The organism is Cupriavidus sp. SHE (genome assembly GCF_000812445.1).
Lineage (GTDB): Bacteria > Pseudomonadota > Gammaproteobacteria > Burkholderiales > Burkholderiaceae > Cupriavidus > Cupriavidus metallidurans.
On sequence record NZ_JWMB01000062.1, the window covers coordinates 1 to 17,606 of the forward strand.

Here is a 17,606-nt window from a genome sequence, read left to right on the forward strand (position 1 = left end):
CTCACGGGAACCCACAGCGCACATGCTCCTTCCCCGCGTCATCACCGCCGTATGCCTGTTGCTGTTGATCCTGCCGATCCTGTTCCTGGCGCCGCCGGCGGCACTGGCGGGGCTGGTCGCCGTCATCGTGCTGCTGGGCGGCTGGGAGTTTGGTCGCCTGATCGGGTTGCGCGGGGCCTGGCCCTATGTGTACGCCGTAGCTTGCCTGCTGGTCCTGATCGGATGGCATGATGCGCCGCAGCGTGACGCGGTGACGTGGCTGCTGGAGGCGTCCCTGATTGCCTGGGGTGTGGCGCTGGTGCTGATGGCGCGCGGCGTGCGAACTGCCACCCCGGCGTTCACGGCGCTTGGCGTCGTTCTGGGGCTGATCATGCTGCCGGCCTTCGGTCACGCCGTCATGGTGCTTCGGGCTGCGGGCATTGGCGTGCTGCTGACGGCTGCCGTGCTGGTCTGGGCCGCCGATATCGGCGCATACTTCGTTGGCAAGGCCATCGGCAAGCGCAAGCTGGCACCCACGATCAGCCCGGGCAAGTCCTGGGAGGGCGCCATTGGCGGCTGGCTGCTGGCGATGATCGTGGCGCTCTCGCTGGCCGCGACGCACACATTCGCCCCAACGTGGTACTCGTTGGTTGCCGACAAGGGCGGGCTGCGCCTCGTGGTTATTCTGACCACACTGCTGGTTGCGGCCAGTATTGTCGGCGACTTGTTCGAGTCGCTGCTCAAGCGCCAGGTCGGCATGAAGGACAGCAGTCGTCTGCTGCCCGGCCATGGCGGGATCCTGGACCGGATCGATGCGTTGATCCCGGTGTTCCCGCTGGCGGCTCTGCTGCTCGCGTGGATCTGAACAAATAATCTGATTTCGCATTCCAGCTTCTATGCAACGCATCACCATCCTCGGCGCTACGGGTTCCATCGGCGAGAGCACACTTGATGTGGTTCGGCGTCATCCGGATCGCTACACTGTGCACGCACTCAGCGCGCATCGGCAGGTCGACAAGCTGGCGGCCGCCTGCGCGGAGTTTCGTCCCGCGCGGGCCGTGGTAGGGTCGGCCGAGGCGGCGCGTGAACTCGAAGCCAAGCTGCGTGCCGCCGGTGTTCCCACCGAGGTGAGCTATGGCGAGACCGCGCTTGAATCCATCGCCGAGGACGCTGGCACAGATGCAGTAATGGCCGCCATCGTTGGTGCGGCAGGCCTGCGATCCTCGCTGGCGGCTGCTCGGGCCGGCAAGCGTGTGCTGCTGGCCAACAAGGAATCGCTCGTGATGTCCGGCGGCATCTTCATGGATGCCGTGCGTGAGCATGGCGCCACGCTGCTGCCCATCGACAGCGAACACAACGCCATCTTCCAGTGCCTGCCGACCAGTGATCCGCGCTATGGCACCGGGGTATCAAAGGTGCTGCTTACCGCCTCGGGTGGCCCGTTCCGCACGCGTGATCCGTCCACGCTGCACGACATCACGCCCGACCAGGCCTGCGCGCATCCGAAGTGGGTGATGGGGCGGAAGATATCGGTCGATTCTGCGACGATGATGAACAAGGGTCTCGAGGTCATCGAGGCGCACTGGCTGTTTGGCGCGCCGGCCGAGAAGATCGAGGTGCTGATCCATCCGCAAAGCATTGTCCACTCGATGGTGGCCTACGCGGACGGCTCTGTGCTGGCGCAACTGGGCAACCCCGATATGCGGACACCCATCGCCTACGGTATGGCCTATCCGGAGCGGATCGACTCCGGCGTAACGCCGCTCGACCTCACGGTTGCCGGTGGCCTGCATTTTGAGACTCCAGACCTTGAGCGCTTCCCATGCCTTGGGCTAGCCTTTGATGCATTGCGTGCCGGCGGCGTGGCGCCCGCAGTGCTAAATGCAGCCAACGAGGTGGCCGTGGAAGCGTTCCTGAACGGCAAGATCCGCTTCACCGATATCGCTCGCGTGGTGGCAACCGTGCTGGAGCAGCCGGCGGACGGATCGGCCGATACGCTCGAGGGCGTACTGGCTGCCGATTCAGCGGCGCGTCGCGGCGCGCAGGCGCAGCTGGGAAGCCTGGCTGGCCGTTGAACCAGTCCGCCGTGGGCAGATTCTGAAAAGGGTGATTTGCCATGCAAACCGTAATTGCGTTCGTCGTCGCCCTCTGTATCCTGATCTTCGTGCACGAGATGGGGCACTATCTTGCCGCGCGCGCTTGCGGCGTCAAGGTGTTGCGCTTCTCGATCGGCTTTGGCCGTCCGTTGGTGCGTTGGGTCGGCAAGGGCCGTGACAAGACGGAGTGGACGCTGGCGGCAATTCCGCTGGGCGGCTACGTCAAGATGCTGGATGAGCGCGAGCGTGACCCGGAGACCGATCCGCCGATCGATCCCGCGGAGTTGCCTCGTGCGTTCAATCGCCAGCCGGTAGGCAAGCGCTTTGTCGTCGTGGCCGCCGGGCCGCTGGCGAATTTCTTGCTGGCCGTCGTGTTGTACGTGGTGCTGTTCGCGGGTGGGATGCGCGAGCCGGTGCCGGTGGTGGCCGCGCCGGCCGCTGGGACGCTGGCGGCGCAGGCCGGCGTGCGGGACGGCGATCGCGTGCTGTCGTTGACCGCAAACGATCATACTGAAGCCGTGCGCTCCTGGAATGATCTGCGCATGGCCGTGTTTTCCCAGGGTTTCGGGGATGCGCGGGCGGTACTGCGGGTGCGTGGCATCGATGGGGCAGAGCGCGATGTTGCCTTGGCACGCCTTCCGAATACTGGCGGAGATCCGGAGCAGGACCCACTGGCCGTTCTGGGCCTGGCCCTCAAGGGCGGTCCGGTGACCATTACCGAGATCGTCCCCGATTCCGCGGCGCAGCGCGCCGGGCTCAGGGCCGGCGACAGGGTAGTGGCATGGGATGGGCAGCCCCTCACACAGGCCAGCGCGCTGATTCGTGGTGTCCGTGCCCGTCCTGGGCAGGAGGTCACGCTAGGTATCGAGCGTGCCGGGGAACGGATGGACGTCAAGGCGAAACTTGACGCAGCGCCAGCGCCCGAAGGCGAGGCCCGTGGCGGGTCGCAGGTCGGCAAGTTGGGCGCCGCGCTCAACCAGTCCGTCCAGACAGAGATCGTCCGGTACCCGCTGGTACAGGCGGTGGCGCGGGCTGCGGACCAGGTTTGGAACACCAGCGCGCTGTCGTTGAAACTGCTCGGCAAGATGCTGGTGGGGCAGGCGTCCCTGCAGAATTTGAGCGGGCCGCTGACCGTGGCTGACTATGCGGGACGTGCTGCGAACATGGGCTGGCAGCCATTTATCAGCTTTCTGGCATTGGTCAGTGTCAGCCTCGGCGTGCTGAATTTGTTACCTATTCCGGTTCTGGATGGTGGGCATTTGCTGTATTATTGCGTGGAATTTTTGACTGGCAGGCCTGTTCCAGACCATTGGCAAGCGATGCTGCAGAAGGTAGGCATCGCGTGCATCTTGCTCCTGACCTCACTCGCTTTGTTCAATGACGTCAGCCGACTGTTTCTGGCGCGCGGCTAATTTCGCGTAGCCGGAGCCCAAGTTGGCAGGGGGCGATCGTATCCCAGGGGAAGAACCTCGTCGGGATCGGGCGGCCGTGCCAGCATTGCCAGGCTTGGAGCCAATGCCCTGCATGAAATCGATGAGGAAGAGGGGATCGACTTTGATCAGAAATAAGCGCATCTCGCTGGGTCTACTGACGAGTGCCATTATTGCGGCTTGGAGCCCGGCGGGCTTTGCCGCCGATCCGTTCGTGGTCAAGGATATCCGTGTGGAGGGGCTGCAGCGCGTCGAGCCGGGCACGGTCTTTGGTTACCTGCCAGTTCGCGTTGGCGAAACTTTCACCGACGACAAGGGTGCGGACGCGATTCGCGCGCTCTATAACACCGGTTTTTTCAAGGACGTGCAGATCCGCGCCGAAGACGGCGTGCTGGTCGTCCAGGTCGAGGAACGTCCGGCGATCTCGCAGCTGGAGTTCGTTGGCATCAAGGAATTCGACAAGGACACGCTGCGCCGCTCGCTGCGCGCCGTTGGCGTGGCCGAGGCCCGCTATTACGACAAGGCGCTGATCGACAAGGCAGAGCAGGAGCTCAAGCGCCAGTATGTGGCTCGCGGCTACTATGCCGCCGAGGTGCAGACCACCGTGACGCCAGTTGACCGCAATCGCGTGTCGGTGGTGTTCAACGTTGACGAGGGCCCGGTCGCCAAGATCCGCCAGATCAATATCGTCGGCAACAAGGCATTCAAGGAAAGCACGCTGCGCGATGAAATGCAGCTTTCCACGCCGAACTGGCTCTCCTGGTACACCAAGAACGACCTCTATTCGAAGCAGAAGCTGACGGCTGACCTGGAGGCGCTGCGTTCGTACTACCTCAATCGCGGCTACCTCGAATTCCAGATCGAGTCGACGCAAGTGTCGATCACGCCGGACAAGAAGGACATTTACCTGACGCTGAATATCAGCGAAGGGGACCAATACAAGGTGTCCGACATCCGCCTGGCTGGCGAAACGCTCGGCAAGCAGGAAGAGATGGAGAAGCTGCTGCAGCTCAAGAAGGGCGACATCTTCTCGTCCGAAAAGCTGACGGCCAGCACCAAGGCAATTACCGACCTGCTCGGCACGTACGGCTACGCCTTTACGACGATCAACCCGCAGCCGCAGGTGGACAAGGAAAAGCGCGAAGTGGCGCTGACCCTGATGGTCGACCCGGGCCGCCGCGTCTATGTGCGCCGCGTGAATGTCGTGGGTAACAGCAAGACGCGTGACGAAGTGGTGCGTCGCGAGATGCGCCAGATGGAGTCGTCGTGGTTCGATAGCGAAAAGCTCCAGCAGTCGCAGGCGCGTATCAACCGGACGGGCTACTTTACTGACACCAACATCACCACCGAAGACGTGCCGGGCGCGCCCGACCAGGTCGACGTGAACGTGAACGTGACGGAGAAGCCGACCGGCCAGATCAGTCTGGGTCTGGGTTTCTCGTCGACCGATAAGCTCGTGCTGCAGGCAGGTCTGCGCCAGGACAACGTGTTCGGTTCCGGTACCAGCCTGGGCCTGGATGTGAACACGGCCAAGTCGTTCCGTACGATTGCGCTGACGCAATACGACCCGTATTTTACGGTTGACGGCATTAGCCGATCGACAGACATCTACTACCGTACGTCGCGCCCGCTGTACTACACCGGTGATCAGGACTACAAGATCGTCTCGGCTGGCGGTGGCTTCAAGTTCGGCGTGCCGTTCTCGGAGAACGACACGGTGTTCTTCGGCATCGGTTACGAGCGGACCCAGGTCTACACCTCGCCCAACACGCCGAACCAGTACACGGCCTGGCTGCAGAAGATCGGCAAGGCTAGCGGAGATCCGATCAACAACTTCCCGTTCACGATCGGCTGGGCACGGGATCGCCGCGACAGCGCACTGATTCCGACCAAGGGTCCGTACACGCAGGCCAACCTGGAAGTGGGTGTTCCGGGCGGCGACACGCAGTACTATCGCGCAAGCCTGCAGCAGCAGTACTTCTATCCGCTGTCGAAGTCCTTCACGCTGGCCTTCAACGGTGAAGTGGCCTATGGTCACGGTTATGGCAATACACCGTTCCCGGTGTTCAAGTACTTCTACGCCGGCGGTATCGGCTCGGTGCGTGGCTACCAGACCAGCACGCTCGGTCCGAAGGACCAGAACGGTAACCCGGTGGGTGGCGCATCGAAGATGATCGGCAACGTGGAGTTCGTGTTCCCGCTGCCTGGCTCGGGTGTTGACCGCACGCTGCGACTGTTCACGTTCTTCGACTTCGGTAACGTCTACCAGGAAGGGGCGCCGCTTTCGTTCAGCGATCTGAAGTATTCGACCGGTTTCGGTATGTCGTGGCTTTCGCCGATCGGTCCGCTGAAGGTCAGCATGGGCTTCCCGCTGAAGAAGGACGAAACTGACAAGGTTCAACGCTTCCAGTTCCAGATCGGTACCGCGTTCTGATCCCCACAGAGGATTTGTTTGATGAAAATTTACACTCCACTGGCGAAATCCCTGAGCGCGGCCGCGCTGGCCGCTGCGGCCTTGTGCGCGGCGGCCCCGGCGATGGCTCAGGAGGCGCGCATTGCTGCGGTCAACTCGGAACGTATCCTGCGCGATTCGCAGCCCGCGAAGGCCGCGCAGGTCAAGCTTGAGCAGGAATTCTCCAAGCGTGACCGTGAACTGCAGGATATGGCCCAGAAGATCAAGGCCATGGCTGACAAGCTCGACAAGGACACGGCCGTGCTCGCCGACTCGGACCGCCAGCGCCGTCAGCGCGAAGTGGCCGATCTCGATCGCGAATTCCAGCGCAAGCAGCGTGAGTTTCGCGAGGATCTGAACCAGCGCCGTAACGAGGAACTGGCACAGGTGCTGGAGCGCGCCAACCGCGTGATTCGTCAGATCGCCGAGCAGCGCAAGTATGATCTGATCGTTCAGGAAGCCGTTTACGTGAATCCGCGCATCGACATCACCGATGACGTGATGAAGGCGCTGAACGCCGGCAGCACGGGCAAGTAAGCGACGGCGCCAAAGCGTCGTCTGCCGTTTCGATTCTCAAGGAAGTACTGCCATGAAGACACCCACACTGGGTCAGCTCGCCACCGAGAACGGCGCGCAGGTTGTGGGTGATCCCGACCTGGCCGTAGTCGGCCTGGCGCCGCTAGACCAGGCTGGTCCTGGCGACCTGTCTTTCCTCTCCAATCCGCTGTATTTGCCACAGGCGCTCGCCTCGGCCGCAGGCGCCGTCATCGTGTCGCCGGCAGACCTTGAACGCATTCGTGCGGATGGGCAAGCCGAAGGGCGTAATTGGCTGGTGGCACGGAATCCCTACGTCTGCTTTGCCCGTGTTGCGCAGCGCTTCGACCGCGCCGCCAATGCCGACTCACGTACTGGGATCGATCCCAGTGCCAGCGTGGCGCCCGATGCGGTGGTCCCGGCATCCTGTTTTATCGGCCCGAACGTAGTGATCGAGTCCGGCGCCCGGCTCGGCGAGCGTGTTCGGATCCTCGCAAATGCCTTTATCGGCGCAAGCGCGGAGATCGGCGAAGATACGCTCATCTACGCCAATGTTTCTGTATATCATCGTTGCGTGATTGGCGCGCGCAACATCCTGCATAGCGGGGCGGTGATTGGTGCAGATGGCTTTGGTTTTGCGCCAGACATCGGACCGACGGGTGTCGAGTACGTCAAGATTCCCCAGGTGGGACGCGCGGTGCTCGGCAATGACGTGGAGATTGGCGCCAATACGGCTGTGGATCGTGGCGCGATGGCTGACACGGTGATCGAGGACGGCTGCAAGATCGACAATCAGGTGCAGATCGCGCATAACGTGCATGTGGGTGCCCATACCGTTATCGCGGGAACGGCTGCGGTTTCGGGTAGCACAAAGATTGGCCGGTTCTGCGTGATCGGCGGCGCGGCCAACTTTTCTGGCCATTTGAATATCGCTGACCGGACCACAGTGTCCGGCGGTACGTCGATTACCAAATCGATTACTAAACCCGGTGGGCATTACACGAGCGTGTTCCCGTTCACGTCGCATGGCGAGTGGGAGCGAAACGCGGCAATCGTACGTGGCTTATCAAAGCTGCGCGAACGTGTCGTGCAACTGGAACGCAGGCTGCGCGGTGAAAACAACGCCCCCGCACAGAACAAACAAGACGAAGAGAAATCATCATGACCGCATCCGAAATCGATATCCGCAAGATCCTGAAGCTGCTGCCGCATCGGTATCCGATCCTGCTGGTCGACCGTGTGCTCGAGTTCGAACCGCAGAAGCGGATCAAGACCCTGAAGAACGTGACGATCAACGAACCGTACTTCATGGGCCACTTCCCGGACCAACCCGTGATGCCGGGCGTCATGATCCTTGAGGCGCTGGCTCAGTCCGCCGGGCTTCTGACGTTCGGCGCCGATATGGAGCGCAAGGAAGGTGCGTTGTATTACTTCGTCGGGATCGACGGCGCGCGCTTCAAGCGCGTGGTGTATCCGGGCGATCAGCTTCACTTGAACGTGACCGTGGAGCGATATATCCGCGGAATCTGGAAGTTCAAGGCCAGCGCGACCGTGGACGGTGAGGTGGCCTGCGAGGCCGAACTGATGTGCACCGTGAAGCAAGCCGAAGGCTAAGCACCGACCCCAAGCAGAACAGACCACAGGACAGCACGTATGACGCAAATCCATCCCACCGCACTAGTCGATCCGAAGGCGGAACTGGCTGACGATGTTACCGTCGGCCCGTTTTCGATCGTCGGCCCGAATGTGCGGATCGGTAGCGGCACGCGGATCGGTTCCCATAGCACGGTCGAAGGCCACACCACGATCGGCGCCGGTAACCGCATTGGTCCGTATGCCTCCGTGGGCGGCGTGCCGCAGGATATGAAGTACGCCAACGAGCCGACGCAGCTCGTGATCGGCGATCGCAACACGATTCGCGAATTCACGACGATCCACACGGGCACCGTGCAGGATCGTGGCGTGACCAGTCTTGGTAACGACAACTGGATCATGGCCTACGTGCACATCGCACACGACTGCTCTGTGGGCAACCACACGGTGTTCTCCAGCAATGCACAGATCGCCGGCCACGTGGAGGTCGGGGACTGGGCAATTCTGGGCGGCATGAGCGGCGTGCACCAGTACGTCCGCATCGGTGCCCACGCGATGCTTGGCGGTGCTTCGGCATTGGTGCAGGACGTGCCGCCTTTCGTCATCGCGGCCAGCGACAAGAATGGCAATAAGGCGACCCCGCACGGAATCAACGTCGAAGGTCTGCGTCGTCGCGGATTCGATGCTGGCCAGATCGCGGCGCTGCGTCAGGCGTACAAGTTGCTGTACAAGTCTGATCTGAGCTTCGACGACGCGCGGGCGGAAATCACGGCGATGCTAGGTCAGGTCGACGCCACTACCGCTGTGCCGCTGCAGGCGTTCGTGGAGTTCCTCGCCGCGACCCAGCGCGGTATCGTTCGCTGATTCCGGCGCGACATGGTCGACACCGTGCAGGCAGTGCTTCCCGCCGATGCGGGTGCTAATGGGAACAAGCGAGGTAGTATCGCCATGGTTGCCGGTGAGGCATCTGGCGACCTGCTCGCTTCGCTGCTGCTGGAAGGCCTGCGCGCGAGGCTTGGCGAATCGGTGGATTACGCCGGTATCGGTGGCCATCGCATGATGGCGCAGGGATTTGTCTCGCATTGGCCGATGGAAACGCTATCGGTCAATGGCTATGTCGAGGTACTGGGCTCGCTACGCGAAATTCTGGCCACGCGGCGTGAGATTCGCGAGCAATTGCTGGCGCGACCGCCGCTATGCTTCATCGGCGTCGATGCTCCCGACTTCAACTTCGGTCTGGAAGTGCCGCTGCGCCGCGCGGGCATTCCGGTTGTCCATTTTGTCAGCCCGTCGATCTGGGCCTGGCGCGGAGGCCGCATCCGCACGATAGCGCGGGCCGTGGACCATATCCTCTGCCTGTTCCCGTTCGAGCCCGAGATCTATGCGAAGGCTGGCATTCCGGCGACCTACGTCGGCCATCCGCTAGCGGACGTAATCCCGATGGTGCCCGACGTTGCGGGTGCGAGGGCGAAGCTGGCTTTGCCGGAAGGCAAGCGGATCGTGGCGGTGTTGCCTGGCAGTCGGCAGTCAGAGGTGCGCAACCTCGGCGCGACGTTCTTCGCCGCGATGGACCGTATGCATCGCATGGACGGCAACCTTGCTTTCGTGCTGCCTGTTGCCAGCGCACCGCTGCGGGAGATCGTTGCGGGCTTGCACGCTCAGTATCCGGATATCGACCTGACCGTGGTTGACGGCCAATCGCATCTTGCGATGGAATCCGCCGACGTGGTGCTGCTTGCAAGTGGCACGGCAACGCTCGAGGCTGCGCTGTACAAGAAGCCCATGGTGATCTCGTACAAGGTGCCCTGGCTGACGGCGCAGATCATGAAACGGCAGGGTTATCTGCCGTATGTCGGGCTGCCCAATATCCTGTCGGGACGCTTTGTTGTTCCCGAACTCCTACAGGACGACGCGACGCCGGAGGCGCTGGCGCGTGAGACGCTGCTGCAACTCAATGACGAGGGCAATATTGCGTTCCTGCGGCAGCATTTCACGACGATGCACGAAACCCTGAAGCGCGACACGGCGAAGCTGGCTGCCGGCGTGGTCGTCGATCTGATGCGCAGCCGTGGAGTGGTCTGATGGCGCGAACGAACGCTGCGGCTTCTAGCCAGTTGGGCCTGGAACTGACTCAAACCGTTGCCGTGGTGCAGCGCTTGTGTGGGGTCGACGAGGCTGGGCGTGGCCCCTTGGCGGGTCCCGTTTACGCTGCGGCTGTGGTGTTGAATCCCGCGCGGCAAATCCGCGGTTTGGCCGACTCGAAGATCCTCAGTGCGGAAAAGCGCGAGGCACTGTTCGATCGCATCTGCGAACACGCGCTGGGATGGCATATCGCATCCGCGTCGGTTGAGGAGATCGATTCGATCAATATCCTTCACGCATCGATGCTCGCTATGCAGCGGGCGGTGCAGGGGTTGGCCGCGAGCGGTGTCATCCCCGATCTCGTGCAGGTCGATGGTAATCGTTGTCCGCAGGTGGCGTTCCCGGTCGAGGCTATCGTCAAGGGTGATGCCAAGGTACGGGCAATTTCCGCGGCTTCGATCCTGGCGAAGGTGGCGCGCGATCGTGAACTGTTGAAGCTGCACCAGGAGTACCCTGAGTACGGGTTCGACTCTCACTTTGGCTACCCGACGCCACAGCATTTCACCGCGCTCGAACAATTCGGCGCGACGCCGCATCATCGGCGTTCGTTTGCGCCGGTGCGCAAGGTGCTTGAGCGTGGCATGGTGCGCACCATGTCGTCCGAAGCGCCGCCTTTCTGAGGCAGACACTTGAAGCATGTCACTTCGCGCGACAACGCGCTGTTCAAACAGTTAAAAGCCCTGACAGGGTCCACGCACCAGCGCCGCAAGGCGGGGCAGTCCGTGCTCGATGGCATCCATCTCGCGCAGGCCTATGTGGCTGCACTTGGGCAGCCCGCGAGCTGCGTGGTGAGCGAGCGCCATTATGACCACGCCGAGGTGCGCGCGCTGCTCGAGAAGATCGACTCGGACAAGCTGGTTGTATTGGCTGATGAGTTGTTCGCGCAGATCAGCAGCGTGGTCAACGGCGTCGACCTGATGCTGGTGATCGAAACGCCGGCCGGCCACCTCCCGGCAACAATCGATACCGATTGCATCATTCTGGATGGTCTGCAGGATGCGGGCAATGTAGGCTCGATTCTTCGAAGCGCTGCGGCCGCTGGCATTCCACATGCGTTCCTGACCAAAGGTTGCGCATTCGCCTGGTCGGTCAAGACGTTGCGTGCCGGTATGGGCGCGAACTTCCACTTGAATATCGTCGAACATTGCACGCTTGAGATGCTTGAGAGCCGGCTGGCAGTGCCGTTACTGGCGACGTCATCCCATGCGGATGCCGCGGTGTTCGATACAGATTTGCGCCAGCCGGTTGGCTGGGTGATTGGCAATGAAGGGGGAGGAGTCAGCCCCGAGTGGATGGCGCATGTTTCCCGTACGGTTGGCATTCCGCAGCCTGGAGGTTTGGAGTCGCTGAATGTGGCCGCCGCAACGGCGGTCTGCCTGTTTGAAGCCGTCCGGCAACGCCGCGCTAGTGGCGGATAGCACAGACCCCAAGCGGCTTGGCGGTGGGCTGAGTTATCTGGCTCGCCCGGCAGCCGGCTGTTCGGTGCCGGTGGGCTGTTCTGCCTTCTGAGACACCAACTGAAGTAGCAGCTCCGCTACGTTGTCGAGTTTCTGGTCGAGCTTGGTTTCGAGGCGCTCCAGTTTCGAATCGAATCTGGTCTCGAGGTGCTCAAGCTTCAAGTCGAACTTCGATTCGAGACTCTCGAAGCGCTCGTCGATCCGCTCAAAGCGCTCGTCCAACTTGTCGAGGCGCTGCACGACCCGATTGAATCGCTGGTCTGTGGTGGCCTGCTGGGAGTCCAGCCTAGCATTGATTGCCCTGACCTCGGCTGAAACGGTCTTGATGTCCGCAGCGATCAGTGCCCGCGAATGGCTGGATGAATACTCGATGATGGCGAAGATCCCGGCCAACGACAGTGCGACGCCGCTGAAGACCAGGCCCGCAGCCTTCAGGGCGTGAGAAGAGCCCGAATACGCCAGTTCGTTGGGCGCTTTCCGGCCTGCAGCCCGGTTTGGCGGGAGGGGCTGACGATCCGCTGTCATGAAGAACATCTATCCGATGCAGGCATGTTGGAACAGCCTTCATCGTGCCCCTATCGGTGCAGCGCCGATAGGGGGCGATTCTGAAAACGCCACCGCTATTAATAGTTGTCCCGATCGACCTTGATTTCCTGGAGGATCGTCGTGGCGATTTCTTCGATCGACTTGTGTGTCGACGACAGCCATTTGATGCCTTCACGGCGCATCATCGACTCCGCTTCATTGACTTCGTAGCGGCAGTTCTCCACGGCTGCGTACTTGCTGCCCGGACGCCGCTCGTTGCGGATTTCCGTCAGCCGCTGCGGATCGATGGAGAGGCCGAATATCTTCTGCTTGTATGCATACAGCGCCGAGGGCAGGCGGCCTCGCTCGAAATCGTCAGGAATCAGCGGATAGTTCGCCGCCTTGAGGCCGTACTGCATCGCAAGATACAGGCTGGTCGGCGTCTTGCCGCTGCGCGACACGCCAACCAGGATCACATCGGCGTCTTCGAGGTTCTTGTGCGACTGGCCGTCGTCGTGCGCCAGCGAGAAGTTGATCGCCTCGATACGGTTCTTATAGGCCTCGGTGTCCGCATTCTGGTGGAAACGGCCGATGGCATGGGTGGACTTCAGGCCCAGTTCCTTCTCGAGTGGCTCGATGAAGGTCTGGAACATGTCGAGGATCATCGCCTTGGCCCGGCGAATCGCCTTGTTGGATTCGGCGTTGACCAGCGTGGTGAACACGATCGGCGGAACGCCCTCGTTATAGAACGCCTCGTTGATCTTGCCGACGGCCACATGTGCCTTATCGGGCGTATCGACAAACGGCATACGCACTTTGCGGAACCGCATCTCGAACTGGGCCAGGATCGAATGGCTGAACGTTTCGGCTGTGATGCCGGTGCCATCCGACACGATAAAGACCGTGCGCACTGCAGGGCGATTCGTGGCGGGGACCTCAGCGGACTGAGCGGTGGCGTCGGTCGCGCCAGAGGCGGCCGTGGACTGTGCCAGCGGTTGTGTGCCTTCAGGCGTTTCGGGCAGGGACATGTCTGAACAATTATTTGAAGCCGCGGCTACGCGAAAGTGCGATGCGGCACGGTAGAATAGCGGCGATCTTTTGGCTAAGCAATTCCGCCAATGCCGGCCAGGCAACGATTTCAGGCCGGATTGTCGACAATGTGCGCCGCAGCATCGGTGCCGCCGATAGCACACGGAATTGCTCAGCCAAGCGATCCGCCGGGAACAGAACGCCAACAATATGCCGGTCGGTGCAAAAGATTTCTTACTTTGTTTTGAGGCTTTTATGACCAACCAGGTAGATACCGGCGCCTACGTGCTGCCGTTCGAGCAGCTACGGATGCAGGACGTGGAAGTCGTCGGCGGCAAGAACTCGTCGTTGGGGGAAATGATCTCCCAGCTCGCCGGTGCCGGCGTTCGCGTTCCGGGCGGTTTCGCCACGACCGCGCTCGCATTCCGCGACTTTCTTGCGCACAATAACCTGACCAGCCGCATCTCCGAACGTTTGAAGACGCTCAACGTCGACGACGTCAAGGCCTTGGCGGAAGCCGGTGCCGAGATTCGTGGCTGGGTAGCCGCGGCGCCGTTTCAGCCGCGTCTGGAGGCAGAGATCCGCGAGCATTACGCACGCGTGTCGGCTCGCGAAGGTGCCGAGGCATCGTTCGCAGTGCGTTCTTCGGCCACGGCCGAAGATTTGCCCGATGCATCGTTCGCCGGCCAGCAGGAGTCATACCTCAACGTCAGCGGCATCGACGACGTGCTGGACAAGATCAAGCACGTGTTCGCCTCGCTCTACAACGACCGCGCTATCTCGTACCGCGTGCACAAGGGCTTTGCGCATGACGTGGTGGCGCTCTCCGCCGGCGTCCAGCGCATGGTGCGTTCGGATCTGGCGTCCTCGGGCGTGATGTTCACGATCGATACCGAATCGGGCTTCCCCGATGTGGTCTTCATCACGTCGAGCTACGGCCTGGGCGAAACGGTTGTGCAGGGCGCGGTGAACCCGGACGAATTCTACGTCTTCAAGCCGATGCTGCAAGCGGGCAAGTACCCGATCATCCGCCGTTCGATCGGTTCGAAGCTGATCAAGATGGAATTCACGAAGCCGGGCGAAGCTGGCCGCGTGAAGACCGTGGACGTGCCGCCTGAACTGCGCAATCGCTATTCGGTCACCGATGACGACGTGGCCGAACTCGCGCGTTACGCAATGATCATCGAGAAGCACTACGGCCGTCCGATGGACATCGAGTGGGGCAAGGACGGCAAGGATGGCAAGATCTACATCCTGCAGGCCCGCCCGGAGACTGTGAAGAGCCAGTCGGCCGGCAAGGCCGAGCAGCGCTTCAAGCTCAAGGGCACGGCGCCGGTGCTGACCAGCGGTCGTGCGATCGGCCAGAAGATCGGTACGGGTCCGGTGCGCGTGATCAACGATCCATCCGAGATGGAGCGCGTGCAACCTGGTGACGTGCTGGTGGCCGACATGACCGACCCGAACTGGGAGCCGGTGATGAAGCGCGCTGCGGCAATCGTGACCAACCGTGGTGGCCGTACCTGCCACGCTGCGATCATCGCGCGTGAACTGGGCGTGCCCGCTGTGGTGGGTTGTGGCGATGCGACCGACTTGCTGAAGGATGGCACGCTGGTAACGGTGTCTTGCGCCGAGGGTGACGAGGGCCGGATTTACGATGGTCTGCTCGAGACCGAAGTGACCGAGGTCCAGCGCGGCGAGATGCCCGAGATCGCGACCAAGATCATGATGAACGTTGGCAATCCCCAACTGGCGTTCGACTTCGCGCAGATCCCGAACCACGGCGTCGGCCTGGCCCGGCTCGAGTTCATCATCAACAACAACATTGGTGTTCACCCGAAGGCGATCCTCGACTATCCGCAAGTCGATGCCGATCTGAAGAAGGCCGTGGAATCGGTGGCGCGTGGCCACGCCAGCCCGCGTGCGTTCTATGTCGACAAACTGGCGGAAGGCATTGCGACAATTGGTGCCGCGTTCTATCCGAAGCCTGTGATCGTGCGCCTGTCGGACTTCAAGTCGAATGAGTACAAGAAGCTGATCGGCGGTTCGCGCTACGAGCCGGACGAAGAGAACCCGATGCTGGGCTTCCGTGGTGCTTCGCGCTACATCTCCGACGACTTCGCCGAAGCGTTTGAGATGGAATGCAAGGCCATGAAGCGCGTGCGCGACGAGATGGGCCTGACCAACGTCGAGATCATGGTGCCGTTCGTGCGCACGCTGGGCCAGGCCGAGCGCGTGATCGAACTGCTGGCCAAGCACGGCCTGAAGCGCGGTGAGAACGGTCTGCGCATCATCATGATGTGCGAAGTGCCGTCCAACGCGATCCTGGCGGAGGAGTTCCTGCAGTTCTTCGACGGTTTCTCGATCGGCTCGAACGACCTGACGCAGCTGACGCTGGGTCTCGATCGCGACTCGGGCATGGAACTGCTTGCGAAGGACTTCGACGAGCGTGATCCGGCAGTGCGTTTCATGCTGCAGCGCGCCATTTCGACGGCGCTGCGCCTGAACAAGTACGTTGGCATCTGCGGTCAGGGCCCCTCGGATCATCCGGACTTCGCGGTCTGGCTGGCCAAGGAAGGCATCAAGTCGATCTCGCTGAATCCTGATTCTGTGGTCGAAACCTGGCAGCAACTGGCTTCGTGAGGCATTTCGCGTCACAATAGAGAAGATCACGTATAGACGGCACTTGGCCTTCGGCCAGCGTGCCGCGTGACACCGGCCCTGCGGCAGGTGTTCCATCTGCCCCCGCAGACGCCGTAGGCGTTTGGCGGGGGTTTTTGTTTTTGCGGGTGGGGTGTCTTGTTTCCTCCGGGAAAGGAGCGGGATGACGTCGTACTACCTTTGGTTTGCCGTTGCGGTCGTGCTGGTGATTGCGGAGCTGGCGACGGGGACCTTCTATTTGCTGATGATCGCCCTCGGGGTTGCCGCAGGCGGTGTGGCTGCGCTGCTGGGTGCTGACGAGCCAATACAGACGGTCGCCGCCGCGCTGGTTGCGATCATTGGCATCGTGTTGTTACGCCGCACGCGCTTTGGCAAGCTGAGGCGCCGCGACGCCGCATCCAATCCGGACGTCAATCTCGATATTGGTCAGGAACTCGAAGTGCCCGCCTGGGACGATTCCCGTCGCGCGCGCGTGCCCTACCGCGGCGCGGATTGGACCGTGGAGCTGGCACCGGGCGCCGAGCCGAAACCGGGCCGCTATCGCATTGTCGAAGTGCGTGGAGCCACGTTGATCGTGGCGCGTCACTACACGGCCTGACTTCTTCCGCATTACCCAGTCGTCAATCCTTTCGAAGGGAGTCGTATATATGCTTGCCTATCAGCTAGGTTTGTTTCCGCTGATCCTGCTCATTGCCGCCATCGTGCTGATTGCGAAGTCGGTCAAGATCGTGCCGCAGCAGCACGCGTGGGTACTGGAGCGTCTGGGGCGCTATCACGCCACGCTGACACCAGGCCTCACCGTGGTCGTGCCTTTCATCGATCGAGTGGCCTACAAGCACATCCTCAAGGAAATCCCGCTCGATGTGCCGAGCCAGGTTTGCATTACGAAGGACAACACGCAATTGCAGGTGGATGGTGTGCTGTACTTCCAGGTAACCGACCCGATGAAGGCGTCCTATGGCTCGAGCAATTTCGTGGTGGCCATTACGCAACTGTCACAGACCACGCTGCGCTCGGTGATCGGCAAGCTGGAACTCGATAAGACCTTCGAGGAGCGCGAGTTCATCAACCACAGCGTGGTCAATGCGCTGGATGAGGCCGCGGCAAACTGGGGTGTGAAGGTGCTGCGCTACGAGATCAAGGATCTGACGCCGCCCAAGGAAATTCTCCATGCCATGCAGGCGCAGATCACTGCCGAGCGCGAAAAGCGCGCGCTGATTGCTGCATCGGAAGGCAAGCGGCAGGAGCAGATCAATCTGGCGTCTGGCGCGCGCGAGGCGGCGATCCAGAAGTCAGAGGGTGAGAGGCAGGCGGCTATCAACAAGGCCCAAGGTGAGGCGTCCGCGATTCTGGCCGTGGCCGAGGCAAATGCGCAGGCGATCGAGAAAATCGGTCATGCGATCCGGGGCGAGGGCGGTTCCGAGGCAGTCAACCTCAAGGTCGCGGAGGAGTATGTGGCGGCGTTTGGCAACCTGGCCAAGCAGGGCAACACATTGATCGTGCCGGGCAACCTTGGCGAGATGAGTTCGATGATCGCGTCCGCGCTGCAGATTGTGAAGGGCCAGAAGACGGAGAAGGCCGTCTGAGTGCCGAATGGGACCAATAGGTAGTAGGTGCGTTTTCCGCGCCAAACTGGACACCCATTCCACGGCAAACTGGACACTGATTCCACGGCAATCTGGACGGCCATTCCAGCGCAAACTGGACACTG

General features: G+C 61.7%; 16 protein-coding genes. 14 read left to right on the plus strand and 2 right to left on the minus strand.

The features are described from left to right. Positions 1-22 precede the first annotated feature (22 nt). The 11 genes from RN01_RS28035 (at position 23) to RN01_RS28085 (ending at position 11,644) form a co-directional block, all read left to right on the plus strand. A complete protein-coding gene (locus RN01_RS28035) occupies positions 23-844 on the plus strand; it encodes a phosphatidate cytidylyltransferase (RefSeq protein WP_039016806.1) in 822 nt (273 codons plus the stop codon). 31 nt (positions 845-875) lie between these two features. Next, complete coding sequence (ispC, locus tag RN01_RS28040; RefSeq protein WP_024570856.1) at positions 876-2,054, plus strand: 1-deoxy-D-xylulose-5-phosphate reductoisomerase; 1,179 nt, start codon at positions 876-878, stop codon at positions 2,052-2,054. Between the two features lie 41 nt (positions 2,055-2,095). Further along, complete coding sequence (gene rseP / locus RN01_RS28045; protein WP_024570855.1) at positions 2,096-3,487, plus strand: RIP metalloprotease RseP; 1,392 nt, start codon at positions 2,096-2,098, stop codon at positions 3,485-3,487. A gap of 142 nt (positions 3,488-3,629) precedes the next feature. Then, positions 3,630-5,939, plus strand: a complete 2,310-nt coding sequence (bamA, locus tag RN01_RS28050; RefSeq protein WP_008652050.1) for an outer membrane protein assembly factor BamA — start codon at positions 3,630-3,632, stop codon at positions 5,937-5,939. 21 nt (positions 5,940-5,960) lie between these two features. Beyond that, a complete protein-coding gene (locus tag RN01_RS28055) occupies positions 5,961-6,494 on the plus strand; it encodes an OmpH family outer membrane protein (protein ID WP_011516194.1) in 534 nt (177 codons plus the stop codon). 52 nt (positions 6,495-6,546) lie between these two features. Then, a complete protein-coding gene (gene lpxD / locus RN01_RS28060) occupies positions 6,547-7,656 on the plus strand; it encodes a UDP-3-O-(3-hydroxymyristoyl)glucosamine N-acyltransferase (RefSeq protein WP_017513400.1) in 1,110 nt (369 codons plus the stop codon). Next, on the plus strand, positions 7,653-8,105 hold the full coding sequence (gene fabZ / locus RN01_RS28065) for a 3-hydroxyacyl-ACP dehydratase FabZ (protein WP_008652053.1): 453 nt from the start codon (positions 7,653-7,655) through the stop codon (positions 8,103-8,105). Before lpxD ends, fabZ begins: the two co-directional genes overlap by 4 nt. A gap of 39 nt (positions 8,106-8,144) precedes the next feature. Next, a complete protein-coding gene (gene lpxA / locus RN01_RS28070) occupies positions 8,145-8,948 on the plus strand; it encodes an acyl-ACP--UDP-N-acetylglucosamine O-acyltransferase (protein ID WP_017513401.1) in 804 nt (267 codons plus the stop codon). Positions 8,949-8,960: 12 nt separating this feature from the next. Continuing rightward, positions 8,961-10,166 (plus strand): lipid-A-disaccharide synthase, encoded by a 1,206-nt coding sequence (lpxB, locus tag RN01_RS28075; protein ID WP_011516197.1) that lies wholly within the window; start codon positions 8,961-8,963, stop codon positions 10,164-10,166. After that, positions 10,166-10,846, plus strand: a complete 681-nt coding sequence (gene rnhB, locus RN01_RS28080; RefSeq protein WP_017513402.1) for a ribonuclease HII — start codon at positions 10,166-10,168, stop codon at positions 10,844-10,846. The genes lpxB and rnhB overlap by 1 nt, the downstream gene beginning before the upstream one ends. 9 nt (positions 10,847-10,855) lie before the next feature. Next, entirely contained in the window at positions 10,856-11,644 is a 789-nt protein-coding gene (locus RN01_RS28085) for an RNA methyltransferase (RefSeq protein WP_024570854.1), read from the plus strand. 33 nt (positions 11,645-11,677) lie between these two features. Here the strand turns inward: RN01_RS28085 and RN01_RS28090 are convergent, their stop codons facing one another. Further along, entirely contained in the window at positions 11,678-12,217 is a 540-nt protein-coding gene (locus RN01_RS28090) for a hypothetical protein (protein WP_017513403.1), read from the minus strand. A gap of 89 nt (positions 12,218-12,306) precedes the next feature. Beyond that, positions 12,307-13,236, minus strand: a complete 930-nt coding sequence (locus RN01_RS28095; protein ID WP_024570853.1) for a pyruvate, water dikinase regulatory protein — start codon at positions 13,234-13,236, stop codon at positions 12,307-12,309. 256 nt (positions 13,237-13,492) lie between these two features. On the opposite strand from RN01_RS28095, the gene ppsA reads away from it, so the two are divergent. The 3 genes from ppsA (at position 13,493) to RN01_RS28110 (ending at position 17,481) form a co-directional block, all read left to right on the plus strand. Next, a complete protein-coding gene (ppsA, locus tag RN01_RS28100) occupies positions 13,493-15,877 on the plus strand; it encodes a phosphoenolpyruvate synthase (protein WP_024570852.1) in 2,385 nt (794 codons plus the stop codon). Positions 15,878-16,058: 181 nt separating this feature from the next. Then, complete coding sequence (locus tag RN01_RS28105) at positions 16,059-16,493, plus strand: NfeD family protein (RefSeq protein ID WP_011516203.1); 435 nt, start codon at positions 16,059-16,061, stop codon at positions 16,491-16,493. Positions 16,494-16,542: 49 nt separating this feature from the next. Beyond that, the gene (locus RN01_RS28110) at positions 16,543-17,481 is read left to right on the plus strand and encodes an SPFH domain-containing protein (protein WP_017515164.1); all 939 of its coding nucleotides are present in this window, start codon (positions 16,543-16,545) and stop codon (positions 17,479-17,481) included. Positions 17,482-17,606 lie beyond the last annotated feature (125 nt).